Source organism: Arthrobacter sp. G119Y2 (genome assembly GCF_038069765.1).
Classification (GTDB): Bacteria; Actinomycetota; Actinomycetes; order Actinomycetales; family Micrococcaceae; genus Arthrobacter_B.
The window spans coordinates 157,525-175,430 of record NZ_JBBPFS010000004.1 but is presented as its reverse complement, the minus strand read 5'-3'; the positions used below and the strand labels follow the sequence as shown (position 1 = coordinate 175,430).

General features: G+C 66.8%; 22 protein-coding genes and 1 tRNA gene. 13 read left to right on the top strand and 10 right to left on the bottom strand.

The window, feature by feature from the left end; all coding sequences use genetic code 11:
• Positions 1–46 precede the first annotated feature (46 nt).
• Positions 47–517 carry a hypothetical protein gene (locus tag WKB88_RS10160; protein WP_341394450.1) on the bottom strand — a complete coding sequence of 157 codons (471 nt, stop codon included), beginning with the start codon at positions 515–517 and terminating at the stop codon, positions 47–49.
• 55 nt (positions 518–572) lie between these two features.
• Positions 573–1,067 carry an NUDIX domain-containing protein gene (locus tag WKB88_RS10155; protein ID WP_341394449.1) on the bottom strand — a complete coding sequence of 165 codons (495 nt, stop codon included), beginning with the start codon at positions 1,065–1,067 and terminating at the stop codon, positions 573–575.
• 210 nt (positions 1,068–1,277) lie between these two features.
• On the opposite strand from WKB88_RS10155, the gene WKB88_RS10150 reads away from it, so the two are divergent.
• From WKB88_RS10150 to WKB88_RS10120, 7 genes are all read left to right on the top strand, one after another.
• Positions 1,278–2,171: a Rieske 2Fe-2S domain-containing protein gene (locus WKB88_RS10150; RefSeq protein ID WP_341394448.1), complete on the top strand. Its 894-nt coding sequence runs from the start codon at positions 1,278–1,280 to the stop codon at positions 2,169–2,171.
• Between the two features lie 39 nt (positions 2,172–2,210).
• Positions 2,211–3,071: a phosphotransferase family protein gene (locus WKB88_RS10145; protein WP_341394447.1), complete on the top strand. Its 861-nt coding sequence runs from the start codon at positions 2,211–2,213 to the stop codon at positions 3,069–3,071.
• A 136-nt stretch (positions 3,072–3,207) separates the two neighbouring features.
• Positions 3,208–3,681 carry a hypothetical protein gene (locus WKB88_RS10140; RefSeq protein WP_341394446.1) on the top strand — a complete coding sequence of 158 codons (474 nt, stop codon included), beginning with the start codon at positions 3,208–3,210 and terminating at the stop codon, positions 3,679–3,681.
• The gene (locus WKB88_RS10135; RefSeq protein WP_341394445.1) at positions 3,678–4,220 is read left to right on the top strand and encodes a hypothetical protein; all 543 of its coding nucleotides are present in this window, start codon (positions 3,678–3,680) and stop codon (positions 4,218–4,220) included. The genes WKB88_RS10140 and WKB88_RS10135 overlap by 4 nt, the downstream gene beginning before the upstream one ends.
• Positions 4,221–4,242: 22 nt before the next feature.
• Entirely contained in the window at positions 4,243–4,746 is a 504-nt protein-coding gene (locus tag WKB88_RS10130) for a GNAT family N-acetyltransferase (RefSeq protein WP_341394444.1), read from the top strand.
• A gap of 74 nt (positions 4,747–4,820) precedes the next feature.
• The gene (locus WKB88_RS10125) at positions 4,821–5,189 is read left to right on the top strand and encodes a GntR family transcriptional regulator (protein ID WP_341394443.1); all 369 of its coding nucleotides are present in this window, start codon (positions 4,821–4,823) and stop codon (positions 5,187–5,189) included.
• Positions 5,186–6,184: a hypothetical protein gene (locus tag WKB88_RS10120; RefSeq protein ID WP_341394442.1), complete on the top strand. Its 999-nt coding sequence runs from the start codon at positions 5,186–5,188 to the stop codon at positions 6,182–6,184. Before WKB88_RS10125 ends, WKB88_RS10120 begins: the two co-directional genes overlap by 4 nt.
• A 76-nt stretch (positions 6,185–6,260) precedes the next feature.
• On the opposite strand, the gene WKB88_RS10115 is transcribed toward WKB88_RS10120, so the two are convergent.
• Together WKB88_RS10115 and WKB88_RS10110 are read right to left on the bottom strand one after the other, a co-directional pair.
• Positions 6,261–6,803 carry a GNAT family N-acetyltransferase gene (locus WKB88_RS10115; RefSeq protein ID WP_341394441.1) on the bottom strand — a complete coding sequence of 181 codons (543 nt, stop codon included), beginning with the start codon at positions 6,801–6,803 and terminating at the stop codon, positions 6,261–6,263.
• A 43-nt stretch (positions 6,804–6,846) separates the two neighbouring features.
• The gene (locus WKB88_RS10110; protein ID WP_341394440.1) at positions 6,847–8,211 is read right to left on the bottom strand and encodes a Cpe/LpqF family protein; all 1,365 of its coding nucleotides are present in this window, start codon (positions 8,209–8,211) and stop codon (positions 6,847–6,849) included.
• A 319-nt stretch (positions 8,212–8,530) separates the two neighbouring features.
• Here WKB88_RS10110 and WKB88_RS10105 point away from each other — a divergent pair, with 319 nt between their 5' ends.
• The 4 genes from WKB88_RS10105 to WKB88_RS10090 all read left to right on the top strand — a co-directional run bounded on the left by WKB88_RS10105 (position 8,531) and on the right by WKB88_RS10090 (position 11,764).
• Entirely contained in the window at positions 8,531–9,352 is an 822-nt protein-coding gene (locus WKB88_RS10105) for a DUF1295 domain-containing protein (protein ID WP_341394439.1), read from the top strand.
• A gap of 259 nt (positions 9,353–9,611) precedes the next feature.
• Entirely contained in the window at positions 9,612–10,163 is a 552-nt protein-coding gene (locus WKB88_RS10100) for a TetR/AcrR family transcriptional regulator (protein WP_341394438.1), read from the top strand.
• A gap of 133 nt (positions 10,164–10,296) precedes the next feature.
• Entirely contained in the window at positions 10,297–11,031 is a 735-nt protein-coding gene (locus WKB88_RS10095; protein WP_341394437.1) for a glucose 1-dehydrogenase, read from the top strand.
• Between the two features lie 100 nt (positions 11,032–11,131).
• Positions 11,132–11,764 (top strand): TetR/AcrR family transcriptional regulator, encoded by a 633-nt coding sequence (locus tag WKB88_RS10090; protein ID WP_341394436.1) that lies wholly within the window; start codon positions 11,132–11,134, stop codon positions 11,762–11,764.
• A gap of 54 nt (positions 11,765–11,818) precedes the next feature.
• Here WKB88_RS10090 and WKB88_RS10085 read toward each other — a convergent pair whose 3' ends face one another.
• Both WKB88_RS10085 and WKB88_RS10080 read right to left on the bottom strand, forming a co-directional pair.
• Positions 11,819–12,223: a DUF3021 domain-containing protein gene (locus WKB88_RS10085; protein WP_341394435.1), complete on the bottom strand. Its 405-nt coding sequence runs from the start codon at positions 12,221–12,223 to the stop codon at positions 11,819–11,821.
• Positions 12,224–12,320: 97 nt separating this feature from the next.
• Positions 12,321–12,394, bottom strand: a tRNA-Met gene (locus tag WKB88_RS10080).
• Between the two features lie 95 nt (positions 12,395–12,489).
• Here WKB88_RS10080 and WKB88_RS10075 point away from each other — a divergent pair.
• Entirely contained in the window at positions 12,490–13,374 is an 885-nt protein-coding gene (locus WKB88_RS10075; protein WP_341394434.1) for a metal-dependent hydrolase, read from the top strand.
• A 35-nt stretch (positions 13,375–13,409) separates the two neighbouring features.
• Here WKB88_RS10075 and WKB88_RS10070 read toward each other — a convergent pair whose 3' ends face one another.
• The 3 genes from WKB88_RS10070 to WKB88_RS10060 all read right to left on the bottom strand — a co-directional run bounded on the left by WKB88_RS10070 (position 13,410) and on the right by WKB88_RS10060 (position 16,661).
• Entirely contained in the window at positions 13,410–15,812 is a 2,403-nt protein-coding gene (locus WKB88_RS10070) for an excinuclease ABC subunit UvrA (protein ID WP_341394433.1), read from the bottom strand.
• 174 nt (positions 15,813–15,986) lie between these two features.
• The gene (locus WKB88_RS10065; RefSeq protein WP_341394432.1) at positions 15,987–16,343 is read right to left on the bottom strand and encodes a VOC family protein; all 357 of its coding nucleotides are present in this window, start codon (positions 16,341–16,343) and stop codon (positions 15,987–15,989) included.
• A 24-nt stretch (positions 16,344–16,367) separates the two neighbouring features.
• On the bottom strand, positions 16,368–16,661 hold the full coding sequence (locus tag WKB88_RS10060) for a VOC family protein (RefSeq protein WP_341394431.1): 294 nt from the start codon (positions 16,659–16,661) through the stop codon (positions 16,368–16,370).
• A gap of 178 nt (positions 16,662–16,839) precedes the next feature.
• Between WKB88_RS10060 and WKB88_RS10055 the strand changes: the two genes are divergently transcribed.
• Positions 16,840–17,325: a nucleoside deaminase gene (locus WKB88_RS10055; protein WP_445818897.1), complete on the top strand. Its 486-nt coding sequence runs from the start codon at positions 16,840–16,842 to the stop codon at positions 17,323–17,325.
• 11 nt (positions 17,326–17,336) lie between these two features.
• On the opposite strand, the gene WKB88_RS10050 is transcribed toward WKB88_RS10055, so the two are convergent.
• Positions 17,337–17,870 carry a GNAT family N-acetyltransferase gene (locus WKB88_RS10050; RefSeq protein WP_341394429.1) on the bottom strand — a complete coding sequence of 178 codons (534 nt, stop codon included), beginning with the start codon at positions 17,868–17,870 and terminating at the stop codon, positions 17,337–17,339.
• Positions 17,871–17,906 lie beyond the last annotated feature (36 nt).

The window sequence follows — 17,906 nt, the reverse complement described above, 5'->3', positions numbered from 1 at the left end:
CCGCTGCGGAGGAGGGCGGCACCGCCGGTTAAGTGCGTGTCTCCCGCTAGCGCCCGGGAACGGAATTCACGTGCGGTGCCAGGCAGGCGAGGAGCCGCTCAGGCTCACGGCAGGAGACCAGAACGGCCGTGTAACCGCAGTCGATCCGCACCGACGGCCCGCCCACCAGATATCCGGTTCCGTCCGGAAGGATGCGCAGTCCCATGCCCTCCCGGATCCCGGTGTCCGGCCCGGCGGAGACGGCGGTGATCTCCCGGTAGGGAATCTCCGTGGAGAACATTCCGGCCACCCGGATTTCCATGCCCTTCCCACCCACGGTAATCCTGGCGGTCATCACCAGGACGGGCACGAAAATGAGCACTATGAAGGCGCCAACCCAGAGGACCGCCGGGTCCGCGTCCAGGGCTGCAGCAACTGTTCCGGCTGCGCTGATCAGTCCCAGAAGGCCCAGGATCAGCCGGTACCGGACCGGCATGCGAGTGCGGAACATGGTTGTTGTCTCGTCCCCCGAAGTCATGCCCCCAGTCTGCCTTACCCTCCCGGCCCTCCCGCCGCACAGCCGCTACTGACTCTCACCGGGCCTGGAATGCGCCCGTCTGCCGGTACAACTCAAACAGCCGGAGCACTTCGAGCGTCGGCGGATGGGTGGGCGCCGGAACCCGTGTCAGGGGAAAGAAACCGATCTCGTCGACTTCGGCTTCCTCCGGTCTCACCGTTCCTTGCCACCCCTCCAGAACGAAGCACAGGGCGAACGCATGCACCCGGTCACCGTTGGGATACTCCAACTGATGCAGCTGAGGATCGGAAAGACTCGCGAAGGCCACCAGCCCGGCGGGATCCGCCCGGATGCCCGTCTCTTCGAACAGCTCGGCAGCAGCGGCTCCGGCGAAGCTCTGGCCGGGTTCGCAGGCCCCGGCGGGAAGCTCCCAGACTCCGTTGTCGGCCCGGCGCTGCAGGAGTGCGGCGCCGTCAGCCCGCAGGACCAGGACCTGGGCCCCGGGCAGCAGCAGCTGTCGGGAGCCCACTTTTTGGCGCAGTTCCCACACATACGAACCCACATGTCCCATTTCTGCTCCTGACTGCTTGTTTCCGGCAGCACCCGCACCGCCCTTTTGCCGATACCGGCTGGTGGCCAGTATGCCGGGCCGGGCCGGCCGTCTCCGCTCCCGCCCCGCCAAAGGACTCCGCGCCGGAAGCAGCGGCGGCCTTTACTGTGGTGCCTGTGCGGGAGCATGGCTACTCTGGTGAGCACCAGCAGCCCGTCTGAGGAGAGCGCCATGCCACGTCTGCCTTTGGTCACCGTCGCCGACAAGCTCGAGAGGGCAGCCTGGCTCGATCCCGCCGCCGGAACGGTGTCCCGCCTGGTACGCAAGGCGCTGCCGTGGCCGCAGGTAAAAGATGCGCTGCACGGCGTGCCGCTGGGACATCCGCTGCATCCCCTCATGGTGATTGTGCCGCTGGGAGCCTGGGTCTCCGCCGCGGTCCTGGACGTGCTGCCCGGCAATCAGCGCGCAGCCCAAACCCTCGTGGGACTGGGGGTGGTGACCGCGGTGCCCACTGCCCTGACCGGAGTCACCGACTTTTCCCAGCTCGACACCATGCAGCAGCGGACCGGCGTCGTGCACCAGGGCGCCAACGCGGTTGCCACCGCCTTGTTCCTGGGGTCGTGGCTGGCCCGCAAAGGCGGGCATCACGGCCGGGGTAAGATCCTGGCCTTCACCGGACTCGGCATTTCGGGGGTTGGAGGGTTCCTGGGCGGACACCTCTCCTACCGGCAGGGTGCCGGAGTCAACCGCAACGAGGACCTGCCGGAGGAAGTCCCCGAGGGGTGGCACTCCCTGGGGCCGGTGGAGAGTTTCCCGCCGGGCCAGCTGAAGTCAGCCGCGCTTGGCAGCGTTCCCCTGCTGGTGCTCCGGCAGGCCGACGGCGGATTGCCGCCGGACATCTCCGTGCTGGCAGATACCTGCTCCCATTTGGGCGGTCCCCTGCACGAGGGCCATCTTCAGGAAGCCAAGGGAGAGCTGTGCGTGGTCTGTCCCTGGCACGGCAGCACCTTCTCCGTGCGCAGCGGCGAAGTGGTGCACGGGCCGGCAACTGCTCCGCAGCCTGTCTTCCGCACCAGGGTTGTGAACGGCCGGCTTGAGGTCAGCCTCACCGGCGAGCAGGAGTAACCGGTCGCTGCCACCGGCATCGGGGACGGAAAAGACCCGGTGGCCGAGTTTTGGGCCGGGCTGCAGTCACTCTGGCCGGACCTGGACTGGAACAGGGCGGAGTTCCGGAGCGGGGCGTTCCACCGCGTCGCGGTGCTGGGGGACTCCGCCGTCGTGCGTGTGGCGTTCGGGACCGGGCATGCGGAGAGAACCCGCACCGAAACGGCTAACCTGGCAGCCTTCACCGCGGCGGCACTGCCGTTCCGAATCCCTGCCGTGCTGCGTGAACCATTTCACGGGGAGGGCTGGTCAGCGCAGTTCAACGGCTTTGTTCCGGGGGAGCACCGGCCCCTGGAACGCTGGGAAACAGTGCGGGTTCCGTTGCAGCAGGTGCTCGCGGCCCTGGCCGCCACGGTTCCGCCCTCCGAAGGCGTGCTCCCTCCGGTGCGGCAGTGGTGCGGCGCGGGGAACTGGCCGGCCGTCGTCGCGGGAATCACGGCGGGATTGGCTCCGCGCGAAATCCGAGCGGCAACCCGGGTGGTCGCGGAGGTCCTGGCGGCGGAAGCACTGGTGCCGCCCGGCGTCGTGCATGGAGATTTCGGTCTGCACAACGTGCTCTGGGCCGGCTCGGAAATCTCCGGTCTGGTGGATTTTGACAACGCCTGCCTGGGGGATCCGGCCATGGACCTGGCCCCGCTGGTCGGTGCGTTCGGTGCAGCCGCCGTCGCGGACATTGCCGACGCCGAACTTGTGGCGCGTGCGCAGCTGCACCGGGCGTCCCTGTCCCTGCAGGTGGCCGCCGCCGGACATTTGACCGGTGATTACGACCTGCGCGAATTTGCACTGGGCAACTTCAGCGACCGGTTCCGCAGCGGCACCCTTTACGATCCCGGGCCGCGGGCCGGCGCGCCGGAAGCATGACCGCGGGCGGGGGCTGAGGGGGCGGAGGGTGGCGGAACAGCACGGAACAGCACGGAACAGCACGGAACAGCACAGAACAGCGCAGGACAGCGCAGAACAGGGTGCGGCTAGGCTCGGTGCAGGGCAGGGGGGCGGAATGCAGGAGCAACCGACGGAGTCGGCCGGAAAAGTCCGGGTGGTGCTGGGCAACTACGGCCTGTTTAAAGGGCTGGCCGTTGCCGCAGGGCTGTGGCTGGCGGCCTGGACGGTGCTGTATGTGGTCCTGCTCCTGCAGGAACCGAAACAATCGGGATCTGAGGTCAACCCCTTCGGTATGTGGCTGTTTGCGATGACCATGTTTGGCGGGCTTTCGCTGCTGGTAGGTATTCCCGTGGGCCTGGTGCTGGGGCTCCTGCTGCGCCCCGTGCGCCGGCAATGGATTCATGTGGCTGTGTTTTTCGCGGTGCCCTCCGCACTGTTGTGGGCGGTCTTCGGGTTCGACCCGTTCGGAGCCCTCGTTGGTCTCAGTGTCGGGACGGCAGCTGCCGCCGGCAGGCTGTCCGTGTGCCGGGATGTCGCGTTGCTGCCGTCCGCCGGCCCGGAGACCGGGTCCAGTACCGTGGAGGCATGAAGAACCTGCCCCTGTCGCTGACCGTGTCCGCAATTTCCGGAGCCTTCACGCTCCTTCGACCGGCTGACTGGTCTCCGCAGCTTCGCCGTGCCTTTGTTGTGGTCCCGGGGACCCTCGCTGTTGGCGGACTGGCTGCCGTGCTGTTCCGGCCGGCCGGCCGGAACCAGCACGGCACCGCAGCCGGCGACGACGGTTCCTCCGGCGCGGAGCCGGGCTCGCTTTTCGTTCAGCCGCTCGCGGTGCGCGGCCTGATTACAGTGGGCGACGGCGGTTCCGCCGGGGCGGAAAAGGGTCCGCTTTTCGCCCGGCCGCCTGCGGTGCGCGCCCTGATTGCCGTCGGTGCCGGAGTTGTCGTATCCGGCATCCAGATGCTGTCACTTCGCCTGGACGAGCGGCTGGAACGCTGGCTGCTGAAGCACCGCGTACCCGCACCCCGATACTGGATGGCCCTCGCTGTAGCGCTCGCGTCCCTGGCCGTGGACCTGATGCAGGACCCGGAGGACGAAAGCGGTCCCGGCGCTCCCGAAGCCCGGCCCTGAGGATCCCGGTAGGCTTCCGCCCATGAACTTCACCCTGAGGACGCCGACAGCCGCTGACGCGCCCGCGCTCGCAGGTGTGCACCACCGCTGCTGGACGGAAACGTACACCGGACAGGTGGACGGCAGTTTCTGGGACGGTTTCACCGCTGCGTCGCTCGTTCCGCTGTGGGAGCGTATCTCAGCCGGGGACTCCCCGCTGCGAAGCAGCGCGCTGGCGGAGGCCGGCGGGGAGCTGGTCGGCCTGGCCATGGCCGGGCCTTCCTCGGTACGGGAACATCCGGCCTTTCCCCCGGTGCGGGAACGGCAGTTGTTCATGCTCTACGTCCTGGCTTCGCACCACGGCACTGGCGTCGGGCAGGCGCTTCTGGAGGCGGTGGCGGGGGAGGGCCCCGCACAGCTGTGGGTGGCAGCCGAGAACCCGCGGGCTCAGGCCTTTTACCGGCGCAACGGGTTCCGCCCCGACGGTGCGCAGGTGGCCGGCAGCCCGACGGCGCACGATATTCCCGTTCTCCGGATGGTGCGTTAGCCGGTCAGCCGGAAATCGCGGAGAATTCTCCTCAGCCTATTGTTATGGTTTGCCCATAACAATAGGCTGATCAAGTGCTGATCCGCCTGACGCCCACTCACGAGTCGCCGCTCCACGAGCAAATAGCAGGAGCCGTTCGGCAGGGCATCTTGGACGGCTCGCTCGCCAACGGCGAACGGCTGCCCGCCGCGAAAGCTCTCGGGGAGTCACTGGGAGTAAGCCTGCATACCGTCCTGCATGCGTACCAGGACCTGCGTAGCCAGGGACTTATTGAGCTGCGGCGGGGACGGGGAGCGGTTGTCATTGCCCCCGCCCCTGCCGTCCGGGACCACGCGCTGCACATCCTCGATGACGCCGCTTCACAGCTGGCCGGACTTGGACTGTCCGCCGAAACGATCCTTGCTCTCTTCCGCCAACGCCTTGAAAAGGAAACCGCCGTATGACGACCCACCTTTCCGGCCCCCGCATTCCGGAAGACCCGGACCCCCGGTTCTGGCTGGGGGTTTTCCTGCCGAGCGCAGCCGTGCTGCTGGGTGCGCTCGCAGTGGTCGCAGGATGGAGCACACGGCTTCCCGCGGATGTGGCCCAGCAGTGGAACTGGTCCACGGGCGGGGTCACTACGGTCAGTCCTTTATGGCTCAGCATGCTGTCCCTGGCCGTTCCGGCTGCAGCGGTGTTGTTCGTCTTGGCGGTGCTGAAGTGGTCCGGCAGGTTGGCCGGGTGGGGCCGCCGGCTGTCCGTTGGTGTTCTGTCCGGTGTCGCCGTCTTCCTTGCCGCAGCCCTCCCCGCGATGCTCAGCGGCCAGGTGGGCCTTGCCGATCCGCTGCAGGCGCCGGATCCGCGTTCCTCGACGGCACTTGTTGCTCTCCTGAGCCTCGCCTACGGCCTGCTGGCCGCCGTCGTCGCCGGCAGCCGGCCGCTGGCAGCACCGGATTCTGCCGGTGTTCCGGTACCGGCGCTGGATCTGGCTCCGGGGGAGCGCGCCGTCTGGGCCACCGCAGCCACCGCCTGGGTGTGCCTATTGGGCGGAGGCATTCCGGGTTTGGCCCTGCTCATCCTCGGGCTGGCTACGCCGCTCTGGTTCCTGGCTGTTCCCGGAGCGGTCCTTCTGGCGCTCGGGATCGTCACCGGACGGTGGACTGTTACGGTCGATAGCCGCGGGCTGACCTGCACCACGCTGCTCGGCCTGGGGCGGTTCCATGTTCCGGCCGGCCGGGAGGCAACTGCCGAGGTGATTACTGTGCGCGGTCCCGCGGAGTTTCTCGGGTGGGGGATTCGGGTTGGCGGAGCGGGTTCCGTTGGCCTGATCTTCCGCAACGGCGAAGCGCTCCGGGTACACGGTTGCGGCGGGAAGAGCCTGACAGTCACGGTTGGACATGCTGCGACGGCCGCCTCGCTCTTCAACGCGCTTGCTGCCCGGAACACGGCGAACCACTAGCCCGTACTGCCGCGCTGTCCTGGGGGCGCAGGGCGCGCTGCCGCGGGCAGCGCGGCGCAGGGCTGCAGCTCCCTGCTCAGGGAAGCTGCAGGTCGATCCGCTGCAGCTCCGGAACCGGGTCGGTGGCCAGCCGAGCGTGGATTTCCACGTCGAAGCGGCCGGTGCCGTACCGCAGCTTTTCGCGCTGGATTCCTTCTACAGCAAAACCGGCGGATTCCGCCACCTTGCAGGACGCCGGGTTGTTGGTCCGGTGGCCCAGCTCCAGGCGGTGCAGCTGCAGTTCGACGAACGCCCAGTGCGCCAGGGTCGCAACGGCCCGCGCCGCTAGCCCCCTGCCCCGCGCCGCCCCGGCCAGCCAGTAGTACGTCCAGGCGGTGCCGTGCCGGACGTCGATGCTGCTGATGCCGGCATTACCCACGGCCGTGCCGTCCCACAGGATGGCCAGATTGCACGCGGTCTGCGGATCCCAGCCCAGATCCTTCCGGATGATGCGCTCCGCGCCGTCGGCTGTTGCGGCGTCCGCACGCAATTGCCGCTCCAAATCGGCACTGTCCCGGTAAGCGGCCGCCAGGGCTCCGGCGTCGGCCTGCTGCCAGGGCCGCAGCAGTACGGAAGTCACCCGCCGGCGCTTCCGGCCGCCGTCGGTAAGCCCCGGCCCCGGCTCACTTGCCGGCCTCGGCTGCCAGCAGGGTGACGGCGTCCTGCGCCGGACCAAAAAAAGCCCCGGCATTGGCCACGTCTTCCGGCCTATCGCTGACTCCCTGCTGCACCACGACAAACCGTTCACCGTCACTGCGCTCCAGGTACCAGGATCCTGCCATCACACCCGGGGCGCTGCCGCCCTTGAACGCGATGTAACTCCAGTCGCCGCCGACCTCCAGTCCCAGACCGTTGTTGGTACCAAGAATCTCGCGCAGCGGTGCTCCGGCTTCCGTCCCGGCCCGCTCCTGCAGGGCCAAATGCACCCGCATCACGTCATCAGCTGTGCCAAACCAGTCCAGGCCCTGCTGCCAGACCGCCGTCGAGACCGCCTCGGCAGGAATATCCAGCACCCCCTTCGGGAGGTTCTCCAGCAGCGCCCGGCGACCCTCGACGTCGGCTTCCGCCCACTGCCCGCGCAGTGACTCCTCCACGCCCCAGCCAAGCTGGAACAGCTCCCGGGTGGTGAGGAACGGCCGGTTGCGGTCCGGGTCGGAATGGCCCGTGTCGAAGAGCGCCTGCTCCACCGCACCGCGGCCCACTGCGTTGATCAGCAGATCCGTGGCCGTGTTGTCGCTGATGGAAATCATCTTCAGGGCCGCTTCGCGGACAGTGACTGCGGTGCCGGCGGGAGCGTCCTGAAGGTCCCCGGAAGGCAGGCTGCGCAGGTCATCGGTGACCGTGAGCGGACTGTCCCAGCCCAGGGTTCCCGCAGCCACGGCGTCCGTGACCGCGGTCAACACATAGAGCTTGAAGATCGAGCCCAGCGGCTTGCCTGCCGCTGAATTGATGTCCACAACGGCGGAACCGTCCGCCACGCGGAAGACCGCCAGCCCGGTGCCCTCCGGCAGCGCGGAAACACTGGACTTCAACTCCTCCCAGCCGGCAGCCGGTGTGCGGGCGGGAGTTCCGGGACCGAAGAAAATACCGTTGATCAGGCTGGCCTCATCAACGGACAGCTGCAGGTCCACCAGCTCACCGGTGCTGCCGCTCAGCGTGAAAACGCCCTGCCCGGCGACTGCGTCCACCTTCGCCGGAGTCCACGGTCCCTCCGAACGCACCTGCTCCAGAACTTTCGCCAGTTCCCCGGCGGGCAGCTCCTGCAGAATAACTGCGGCGAAGTTTGTCTCGAATCCGTCGCCTTCCACCGCCGTTTCGGCATTAATCAGGTCCAGGACCCATTGCGCCTGAAGTCCCACCGGGGTGTCAGGCAGCGCGACGGCGGAAGGCAGGGCGGCCGGAGCGGTGGTGCCTGCGGTGCCGGTCGGGTCTGCTGCGGCGTCCTCCTGCGCGCCGGCACCGCTGCAGGCGGTCAGAACGATCAGCAAGGCGGCGGCCGCAGCCGCCGCGGCCGCGGGATGCGGCCTGCCGGGCCGCTTTGTGCCGGACCGCTTTGTTCCGGGCCGCAGGGGCCGCAGGGGTCGCCGGCTCAACGGGTCCTGACGAGGTCGACGGCGTCCTGACTGCATGCTGATCCCTTTCGCTGCATTGAAGCGGCGGCGGGGCCAGATGCGCCTGCAGCCCCCAACTGCCGGTCCGGCTAGGCTAGCAGGCGCGCCCGCAGGGCAGGTTCGAGGTTGCGGCGGTTCACGGGTCCACGGGTCCTGCAGCGTTCCCCGCCGTGTCCCGCGCGCGTATTCTCCAAACATGAACCCGGTCATGGTCTGCCTGTGGATTTTCGCCGCCGTCACCGCCGGAACGTGGGTGCTGTCCCTCGTCACCCGCGAGTACTCCTGGACCGACCGCATCTGGTCGGTGGCGCCCGTGGCCTATGTGTGGGTTTTCGCGGCAGCGGCGGGTTTTGAGGGGCGCCCGGTGCTGATGGCCGTGCTGGTGACGCTTTGGGGAGCCCGGCTGACCTTTAACTTTGCGCGAAAGGGCGGTTATGCGCCCGGCGGCGAGGATTACCGGTGGGGGATCCTGAAAAAACGGCTGAAACCGTGGCAGTTTGCCCTCTTCAATCTCCTGTTCATCAGCGTCTATCAGAACGTCATCATCTTCCTGATGACGCTTCCGGCCCTCACGGTCTACCGGAATCCCGGCCCGCTGAACACGGGGGACTGGATCCTGGCCGTCCTGTTTGCCGCCGCTCTGGCGGGCGAGAGCGTTGCCGACCAGCAGCAATGGGACTTTCACCAGTGGAAGGCCGCCGAGTGCAGGGCGGGCCGCACTCCTCGCCCCGATTTCCTGCAGACCGGGCTCTTCCGCTTTTCCCGCCATCCCAATTTCTTCTTTGAGCAGGCGCAGTGGTGGCTGTTTTACGGCTTTGCCGTTGCCGCCACCGGGAACTGGTTCCACTGGACCGTCCTGGGTGCCGTGCTGCTGACCCTGCTCTTTGCCGGATCCACGGTTTTTACCGAGAGTATTTCCCGGGCCCGGCATCCGGGCTATCTGCAGTATCAGCAGCGGACTTCGCCCATCATTCCGCTGCCTCCGCGGCACCGGGCGAGGCCCGCTGAAGCAGGCTGACCGCAGCTCACGGCGACACGCCCCGGCAGCGGTTTGTGCTCCGAAGGGTATTCTCCGCTAGAGTCTCTTCTACAGGTGTTGAATAACCAAGAACACCATCCCCGCGGCGTCCCCCAGCGCCGCGGCATGGAAGGGCTCCGCTTCGGCGGGGCCCTTCCGTGTATCTGAGAGGATGGAACCCATGCCAGCACCGGAAACGCCGTTCCGAACGGACCGTCCCGCGGACGGGGAACCGCGGACTGTACGCACACGGGAAGCCTTGGAATCCGGACTTTGGGAACTGCTGCGCGACCACGAGTTGTCGGACATCAGTGTTGCTGCGCTCTGCCGCCGGGCGGGAGTGCACCGCACTACGTTTTACGGCCACCACCGCAGCATCTTCGATTTCGCAGCTTCCTTCTACGCGGGGGCTGTGGACAAGCTGGGTGCGGTTGACGTCGATCTTGACGGTGACGGGCTCAGCCGAGAAGAGGTGGGCATCCTTTACGTCGACGCTGTCCGCCACATTCTGCGGCACATCCGGTCCGAACAGCGGGTCTACCGAGCCTTGTTTTCCACCGGCTCCTTTCCGGGAGTGCTCGCGGACGGGCTCAGGTGCCGGTTCCGCCTGGCTCTGGACGTGTGGGACGCGCACGGGCTGGTGCCCGGCCTTGACCTGGATACCGTGGCGGCCTTTTTGGGCGGCGCCTACGCTTCCTGGTTCGAGCAGTGGGCTGCCGGCGAGGATGACGACGTCGAAGCGCAGCTGGCGTCGCTGCCGCATCTTCTTCCGCCGTGGTGGCCGCGTGACGGCTTTCCCGGTGCCGCCTGACCGCCCCGCCCGGGTGAGGGCCGTGAAATCCAGCAACTGTCTCTCCCGTCACATTTATGGCTTTCGGGGCATCGATACTTCTTCTACAGGTGTTGAATAAGTCAAGATCACACTTATCTGAAGGAGAAGCGGTATGGAACGCGTAAGCGGCAAAGTGGCACTAATCGGCGGCGGCGCACGGGGCATGGGCGCCTCGCATGCCCGGCTGCTGGTGGCCGAAGGTGCCAAGGTCGTCATCGGCGACATCCTCGATGAAGACGGCAGGAAGACCGCCGAGGAGCTCGGCGACAACGCCCGCTACGTACACCTGGACGTCACCAGGGCCGAGGACTGGAACGCCGCTGTGCAGACCGCAGTCACCGAGTTCGGCGGGCTGGACGTGCTGGTCAACAATGCCGGCATCGCCAACTTCGGGCACATTGAGGACTACACGTTCGAGCAGTGGAACAGCATTGTGAACATCAACCTCAACGGCGTGTTCCTGGGCATCAAGGCCGCCATCCCGGCGCTGAAGGAATCCAAGGGCGGTTCGATCATCAACATTTCCTCCACCGCCGGCCTGCAGGGATTTGTGGAGCTGCCGGGCTACACCGCCACCAAGTACGCCGTCCGCGGGCTGACCAAGTCCGTTGCCCTGGATCTGGGCAAGTACGGCATCCGCGTCAACTCGGTCCACCCCGGCGTCATCAAGACTCCGATGACCGAAGGCATGGAAAACCCCATGAACCACGTCGCCCTGCACCGCATGGGCGAGGCGCAGGAAGTCTCCCGGACCGTCCTCTTCCTGGCCAGTGACGATTCCAGCTTCTCCACCGGCGCCGAATTCATTGTTGACGGAGGCGAAACAGCCGGCCTGGCCAACCACTAGGGCCAACTACATCTGTAAGTTTGCGGCGTCCCCCGGCGCCGCAGCACGGAAGGGTTTCGCTTCGGCGGGGCCCTTCCGTGTATCTGAGAAGATGAGTTCCATGCCTGGAACGGACAAAACTACGCCCCTGCGGCGCTCACCCCCTGATGAGCCGCGGATGGCCCGTACCCGGGAAGCTCTGGAGGCCGGACTCTGGGAACTGCTGCGGGAGCACGACTTGGCGGAGATCAGCGTGGCAGCACTGTGCAGGCAGGCTGAGGTGCACCGCACCACCTTCTACGGTCATTACCGCAACATCTTTGACTTTGCCGCATCGGTGTACGCCGGCGTCGTGGACCGGCTGGGCACTGTGGAGCTGGACCAGCGCGGAACGGGCCGGACCGTCGCGGAGATCGGAGACCTGTACGTCGAGTCCATCCGGCAGATCCTGCAGCACACCAAGGCCGAGGAACGTGTCTACCGGACGCTTTTTGCCACCGAGGCCTTCCTGGGGATCCTGGCCGACCAGCTGAAGGTGCGGATCCTGTTGGCGCTGCACGTTTGGCACGCTCACGGTGTGCCGCCGGTGCCCCTGGACTTCGACGCCACAGCCGCCTTCCTCAGCGGCGGCTACGCCTCCTGGTTCGGGGAGTGGGTGGCGAGCGCTGACGACGACGTCGAAGCGCGTTTGGGCTCGCTACGCCACCTGCTGCCGGTCTGGTGGCCCAGAGACGGTTTCCCGCCGGCACCGTAACCGGGACGTCGGGCTGGCCGTTCCGGGCCGGGGGTTCCGGGACGCGGAGAGGGTCTAGGCCGAGGTCGGGGCCTTGGCAGTGTTCGCCGCAGCCCGGCGCTCCAGCTGGCGGATGATCAGGAACAGGGCGCTCCACAGGACCGCTCCGACGGTGAGGAACATGCCGACTACCTTCAGTGCGTCTGCGGGCCCGCCCACCGGAAACCAGCCGCTGAGGAACAGAGCCGGCAGCACCGTCACGGCCATCAGGGCGAAGTGGACTGCGGACTGCCGCCACAGCGGCCAGCGCTCCAACTGGTAGATGGTGCTCGCTCCGGCCACGGCTCCGATGATCACACCCGCGGCTATGGTGCTGCGGCCGTCGTCGGGATCGCCCTGGGCATACAGTGCACTGCCGATGGCCGTCATCACAAGGACCGGTATGCCGGCAAGCAGGAGGGCGCGGCGTTTGAGACTCATGGCCACAGGCTACACGGAGCCGGCCGAGCGCGGGGATGATCGATGCGCGAACACAAAAAATCCCGATCCGGTGACCCGGATCGGGATTTCATTTGAGTTGCGGGGGCAAGATTTGAACTTGCGACCTCTGGGTTATGAGCCCAGCGAGCTACCGAACTGCTCCACCCCGCGTCGTACTTAGAACTGTACCCCCATGTGGGCCCGGATGAAGAATCCAGTGACGGCCGTCACGATGCCGGGTCGGAATCAGTGGGTAGGGTGGGCTTGTGAGCCTTCCTACCGAAGATACAACAGTTACCTATCCCTCCGGAGCCGTGGAATCCACCGGTGAGGTCCTGCATGTTCAGGACCTGCCCGACGGTACCCGGGCGGTCCTGCTGGACACCACGGCGGTCCATCCCGTGGATGCCGCCTGGCCGGACCAGGGCGCCGACCGCGCCGTGCTGAAAACAGCCGCGGGCAGTGCGTACGACGTGCAGGACGCCGTCGTGGCCGCCACCGACGGAACGTCTCTGTTCCTGGGAGCCGATATCCCGGTGAAGAAGGGTACGGAGGGATGGATTTTCGCGGTTGCGCATGTGCTGCCGGCCGGAGCGGCAGTGCAGGAAGGGGACCCGGTGCGGATCGAAGTGGATCCGGCGTACCGGGCCGCGCTTTCCGCCGGGCACACCGCGTGCCACCTCGCCTCCCTTGCACTGAACCGGCAGCTGGCCGGAGCCTGGAAAAAAGATGTCCTGCCGGATGCGGCCGGCAACCCGAACTTCGACGCGCTGGCGATCGAGACCTCCACGATTACGGAGCACGGTTCCGTTGACGTCTACCGGCTCGGCAAGTCGCTGCGCCGCAAGGGTTTCCGGCCGGAGGTGCTGCTGGAAGACCTCCCGGCGGTGGAGGCGGGTATCAATGCGCTCATGGCCGACTGGACGGCAACGGGGGCGGAAGTCCGTATCGAGTGCGACGGCGGCCGGCTGACGGATCTCCGGCGGTGGAGCGTGGACCTGCCGGAGGGCACGGTGAGCATTCCCTGCGGCGGCACCCACGCGGCGTCGCTGCAGGAGACCGGCGGCATCCAGGTCACCCTCACGGCTGCAGAGGGCGACGGCGCGACCACCCTGACGATGGACACCATCTGCGTCTCCCCGGCCGGGTAGGGCGGAGCCGCAGCCAACCGGTGCCCAGACGCTTCTCAGCGGCCCACGTAGGCCGCGAGGTGTTTCCCGGTCAGCGTGGTGCGGCCGGCGGCCAGATCGGCGGGAGTGCCCTCGAAGACGATGCGGCCGCCGTCGCGCCCGGCGCCCGGGCCCAGATCGATAATCCAGTCCGCGTGCGCCATTACGGCCTGATGATGCTCAATGACAATCACGGACTTGCCGGAGTCCACCAGCCGGTCCAGCAGGCCAAGCAGCTGCGCCACATCTGCCAGGTGCAGGCCGGTGGTTGGCTCGTCCAGGACGTAGACGCCGCCTTTCTCCGCCATTTGCGTGGCCAGCTTCAAACGCTGCCGCTCGCCGCCGGAGAGTGTGGTGAGCGGCTGGCCCAAATGCAGGTAGCCGAGCCCGACGTCAGCCAGCCGCCCCAGGATCTTTTGCGCCGCCGGCACGGAGGAGCCGCCGTCGCCGTTGCCGTCCCCGCCGCCGAAAAACGACTCGGCCTCCGCCACCGACATGCCCAGCACGTCGGCAATATTCCTGCCCGCCAGTTTGTACTCCAGCACCGCCGCCTGGAACCGCTTGCCTCCGCATTCCTCGCACGTCGATTCCACGGTGGCCATGACGCCCAGGTCAGTGAAGATCACCCCGGCTCCGTTGCAGGCCGGGCAGGCGCCTTCGGAATTCGAACTGAAAAGCGCCGGTTTCACGCCGTTGGCTTTGGCGAAGGCCTTCCTGATCGGCTCCAGCAGCCCGGTGTACGTTGCCGGATTGCTGCGCCGGGAACCCTTGATTCCGCTCTGGTCGATGACCACCACGCCGTCCCGTCGGGCCACGGAACCGTGGATCAGGGAACTCTTTCCGGAGCCGGCCACCCCCGTGAGTACGCAGAAAACGCCCAGGGGAATGTCGACGTCGACGCCGCGCAGGTTGTTGGCGGATGCGCCGCGCACCTCGAGTGCGCCGGAGGGCGTCCGCACCATGTCCTTGAGCTGCGCCCGGTCATCGAGGTGCGTCCCGGTGATGGTGCCGCTGGTCCGCAGGCCCTGAACCGTGCCCTCGAAGCAGACGGCACCGCCGGCATCACCGGCGCCGGGCCCGAGATCGATGACGTGATCGGCAATGGCGATGGTCTCGGGCTTGTGCTCGACGACGAGAACGGTGTTGCCCTTGTCGCGCAGCTGCAGGAGCAGTCCGTTCATCCGCTCGATGTCGTGCGGGTGCAGGCCGATGGTGGGCTCATCAAAAACGTAGGTGACGTCGGTCAGTGAAGACCCGAGGTGGCGGATCATCTTGGTCCGCTGGGACTCGCCGCCGGAAAGGGTGCCGGAGGGCCGGTCGAGGCTGAGATAGCCGAGCCCGATGGCGGCAAACGAGTCCAGCAGGTGCTGAAGTCCGGCCAGCAGCGGCGCCACGGAGGGTTCGTTGAGTCCGCGGACCCATTCCGCCAGATCGGTGATCTGCAGGGAACAGGCATCGGCAATGCTTCTGCCGTTGATCTTCGAGGAGCGTGCCTCCGGGCTGAGCCTGGTGCCCGCGCACTCGGGGCAGGTGGTGAAGGTGATGGCGCGGTCCACGAAGGTGCGGATGTGCGGCTGCATAGCCTCCGGATCCTTGGACAGCATCGATTTCTGGATCTTGGGAATCAGGCCCTCATAGGTGATGTTGATGCCGTCAACCTTGATCTTGGTGGGTTCCTTGTAGAGCAGATCGTGCAGCTCCCGCTTGGTGAACTTCGCGATTGGCTTGTCCGGATCCAGGAAACCCGTACCGGTGTAGATCCGTCCGTACCAGCCGTCCATGCTGTAGCCGGGGATCGTCAGGGCGCCCTCGCGCAGCGTTTTGCCGTCGTCGTACAGCGCGGACAAGTCGAAGTCGGTGACGGAGCCCATGCCCTCGCAGCGCGGACACATGCCGCCGAGCCGGTTGAAAGTTGCCTTTTCGGCTTTGGTCCTGCCGCCGCGCTCCACCGTGATGGCGCCGCTGGCCTTCACGGAGGGCACGTTGAAGGAATAGGCGTTGGGGGAGCCGATGGATGGTTTCCCGAGCCGGCTGAAGAGGATGCGCAGCATGGCGTTGGCATCGGTGGCGGTTCCCACAGTGGAGCGGGGGTTGGCACCCATCCGTTCCTGATCGACGATGATTGCCGTGGTCAGTCCCTCCAGCCGGTCCACGTCGGGGCGGGCGAGGTTGGGCATGAAGCCCTGGACAAAGGCACTGTAGGTCTCGTTGATCAGCCGCTGCGACTCCGCTGCAATGGTTCCGAAAACCAGCGAGCTCTTGCCGGAGCCGGAGACACCGGTGAAGGCCGTGAGCCGGCGCTTGGGGATTTCCACGCTGATGTCCCTGAGGTTGTTCGCGCGGGCACCCTGGACCCGGATGGCATCCTGCCGGTCCGCGGCATGCGGCGCTGCTGCCGGAGTTTCGGTTGTTGGTGCCATGCCTTTTGCGTCTCCATCCCCTTGTTCCGCCGGCGCGGCGGTACGTCTGATTCTCCGTCTGCGCCGCAGCCGGCACAATGCCCGTCCGCCGAGGGCTCCCGCCGTCGTCGCCCGGGATCCCGCGCGTACCCTAAGCCTGACCCTGACCCTGACCCTGACCCTGGCCCGCTGCTTTCAAGGTCCGTCCTCCATGCACAGGAACACCCAGCGGTGGCCGTCCGGGTCAGCAGCCGTTCCGGAATAGATTCCGTTGCTTCGCCTGCGGGCCCGCGAGGTAACAGTACCGCCGCCCGGGACGCACGCGGACAGGATGTCATCCACATCCGCGCGGGTGGGAAAGGCCAGCGCCAGACGGGCGTTGGATCCCGGGAGCTCCCGGACCAGCATCAGCACAATGGCGGCCGAGACGTTCATGGCCGAACGCTCCGAGGTGCTGAGCTTTTGATTGAGGGAGAAGCCCAGCTCAAGGTAGAACCCCGTGGACCGGTCCAGATCCGCCACCGGGAGGCGCGGATAAATTACCGGAAACAAGTGCGGCCTCCCGTTCCTTGCCGATTACTCCGGGATGGACGGATCCATCCAGAAGAACTCCCAGATGTGGCCGTCGGGGTCAGCTGCCGAACCCGAGTACATGCCCGGCATCTGTTCTGTCGCCGGTTGGTACAGGGCGCCGCCGCCTTTGGTGCAGTTGGCGAGGAACGTGTCCACCTCTTCGCGGCTTTCGCAGCTGAGGGCGTTGAGCACCTCCTTGCCGGCTGATCCAAAATGGGGAGTGTCGCCCTCGGGGAGGAACCCCTGGAAGAAGTCCCGCTGCAGCAGCATGAGAACAATGCTGTCAGAGATCACCACTGCCGTGCAGTCACTGTTGCTGAATTGCTGGTTTTGCTACCTCCGCCCGGGCCCTCGTGGAGGTTGAACCGCTCCGTCCCCTGATGGATTCCGAGCTGCCGCTTGAGAGAGGCCGCCCGGTCTCGGCGGCAGAGGATCGGTGCTAGTCTCGTGACGCTGAATTCGACGTTTCAAGGAGATGCAGATGTCCACCACCGATGCCGAGTTCCTGACCCGGGCCATCGCCCTCGCCTCAGCCAATGTGGCGAACGGCGGCGGCCCCTTCGGCGCGGTCATCGTCACGGCGGACGGCCGGGCGTTTGACGGCGTTAACCGGGTGACCGCAGCAAACGACCCCACTGCTCATGCCGAGGTCAGCGCCATCCGCGGCGCCTGTGCGGCACTGGGCACTTTTGACCTCAGCGGAGCGGTTCTCTACACCAGCTGCGAACCGTGCCCGATGTGTCTCGCGGCGTCGCTCTGGGCACGCGTGACACGCGTGGTGTACGCCGCCAACCGCTATGACGCAGCCGGTGCCGGGTTTGATGACGCAGCCTTCTACGAGTACTTCGAGGGCTCCGCCGGCCGCGGCATCCTTCCCGTGGAACAGCTAAGCCTTGATGGAAACCAGGCCATGGCACCGTTCGACGCCTGGAATGCGGAGGAAGACCGGATCGACTACTGATACCGCACGGACTACTGATACCGGCGGACGGAAGCGCCCGGCGGCGGACGGAGCGGTGTCCGGGTCTCCGCGCTGATGCGCTTGGCGAAGCAAACGGAGCCGTCCCGTCCGACGTACGGGCCGAAGTTCGGCACGACCGTGTAGCCTCCGTGTTCATAAAACCGGCGTCCGTCCGGCTGCGCCGACCCGGCTTCAGCAGTAACCACGTCGTACCCCGCTGCCCGGGCCCGGTATTCAAGGGCGGTGAGGACAGCCGTCGCCACGCCGGACCCGCGGGCGTAGGGCAGTACGTAGATGCGCTTGATTTCCGCCGTGATGTCATCAAGGTGCCGCAGTCCGCCGCAGCCGAGCGGCTGTCCGGAACTCTTTTCGTAGGCGACCAGAAATACTGCGGCATCATCAGCGGTGGGAGGCGACGGGTCGTGATCGATGCTGCCGAACCGGGCATCAAGTTCAGACTGCTGGGCTTCCCGCAGGTCCGCTCCCACCGGGTTGCTCCAGGGGACTTCCCGGATGGTGAGGTTTGGCGGCTGGTCGGCAAGCATGTGGGACCTCCTGTGCGGGTACCCGGTGCGGGCTTT

What these genes read in the sequence shown, in the direction of transcription:
- WKB88_RS10160 (WP_341394450.1), bottom strand. Translation starts at nt 517, where the DNA reads ATGACTTCGGGGGACGAGACAACAACCATGTTCCGCACTCGCATGCCG.
- WKB88_RS10155 (WP_341394449.1), bottom strand. Translation starts at nt 1,067, where the DNA reads ATGGGACATGTGGGTTCGTATGTGTGGGAACTGCGCCAAAAAGTGGGC.
- WKB88_RS10150 (WP_341394448.1), top strand. Translation starts at nt 1,278, where the DNA reads ATGCCACGTCTGCCTTTGGTCACCGTCGCCGACAAGCTCGAGAGGGCA.
- WKB88_RS10140 (WP_341394446.1), top strand. Translation starts at nt 3,208, where the DNA reads ATGCAGGAGCAACCGACGGAGTCGGCCGGAAAAGTCCGGGTGGTGCTG.
- WKB88_RS10135 (WP_341394445.1), top strand. Translation starts at nt 3,678, where the DNA reads ATGAAGAACCTGCCCCTGTCGCTGACCGTGTCCGCAATTTCCGGAGCC.
- WKB88_RS10130 (WP_341394444.1), top strand. Translation starts at nt 4,243, where the DNA reads ATGAACTTCACCCTGAGGACGCCGACAGCCGCTGACGCGCCCGCGCTC.
- WKB88_RS10120 (WP_341394442.1), top strand. Translation starts at nt 5,186, where the DNA reads ATGACGACCCACCTTTCCGGCCCCCGCATTCCGGAAGACCCGGACCCC.
- WKB88_RS10105 (WP_341394439.1), top strand. Translation starts at nt 8,531, where the DNA reads ATGAACCCGGTCATGGTCTGCCTGTGGATTTTCGCCGCCGTCACCGCC.
- WKB88_RS10095 (WP_341394437.1), top strand. Translation starts at nt 10,297, where the DNA reads ATGGAACGCGTAAGCGGCAAAGTGGCACTAATCGGCGGCGGCGCACGG.
- WKB88_RS10090 (WP_341394436.1), top strand. Translation starts at nt 11,132, where the DNA reads ATGCCTGGAACGGACAAAACTACGCCCCTGCGGCGCTCACCCCCTGAT.
- WKB88_RS10085 (WP_341394435.1), bottom strand. Translation starts at nt 12,223, where the DNA reads ATGAGTCTCAAACGCCGCGCCCTCCTGCTTGCCGGCATACCGGTCCTT.
- WKB88_RS10070 (WP_341394433.1), bottom strand. Translation starts at nt 15,812, where the DNA reads ATGGCACCAACAACCGAAACTCCGGCAGCAGCGCCGCATGCCGCGGAC.
- WKB88_RS10055 (WP_445818897.1), top strand. Translation starts at nt 16,840, where the DNA reads ATGCAGATGTCCACCACCGATGCCGAGTTCCTGACCCGGGCCATCGCC.
- WKB88_RS10050 (WP_341394429.1), bottom strand. Translation starts at nt 17,870, where the DNA reads ATGCTTGCCGACCAGCCGCCAAACCTCACCATCCGGGAAGTCCCCTGG.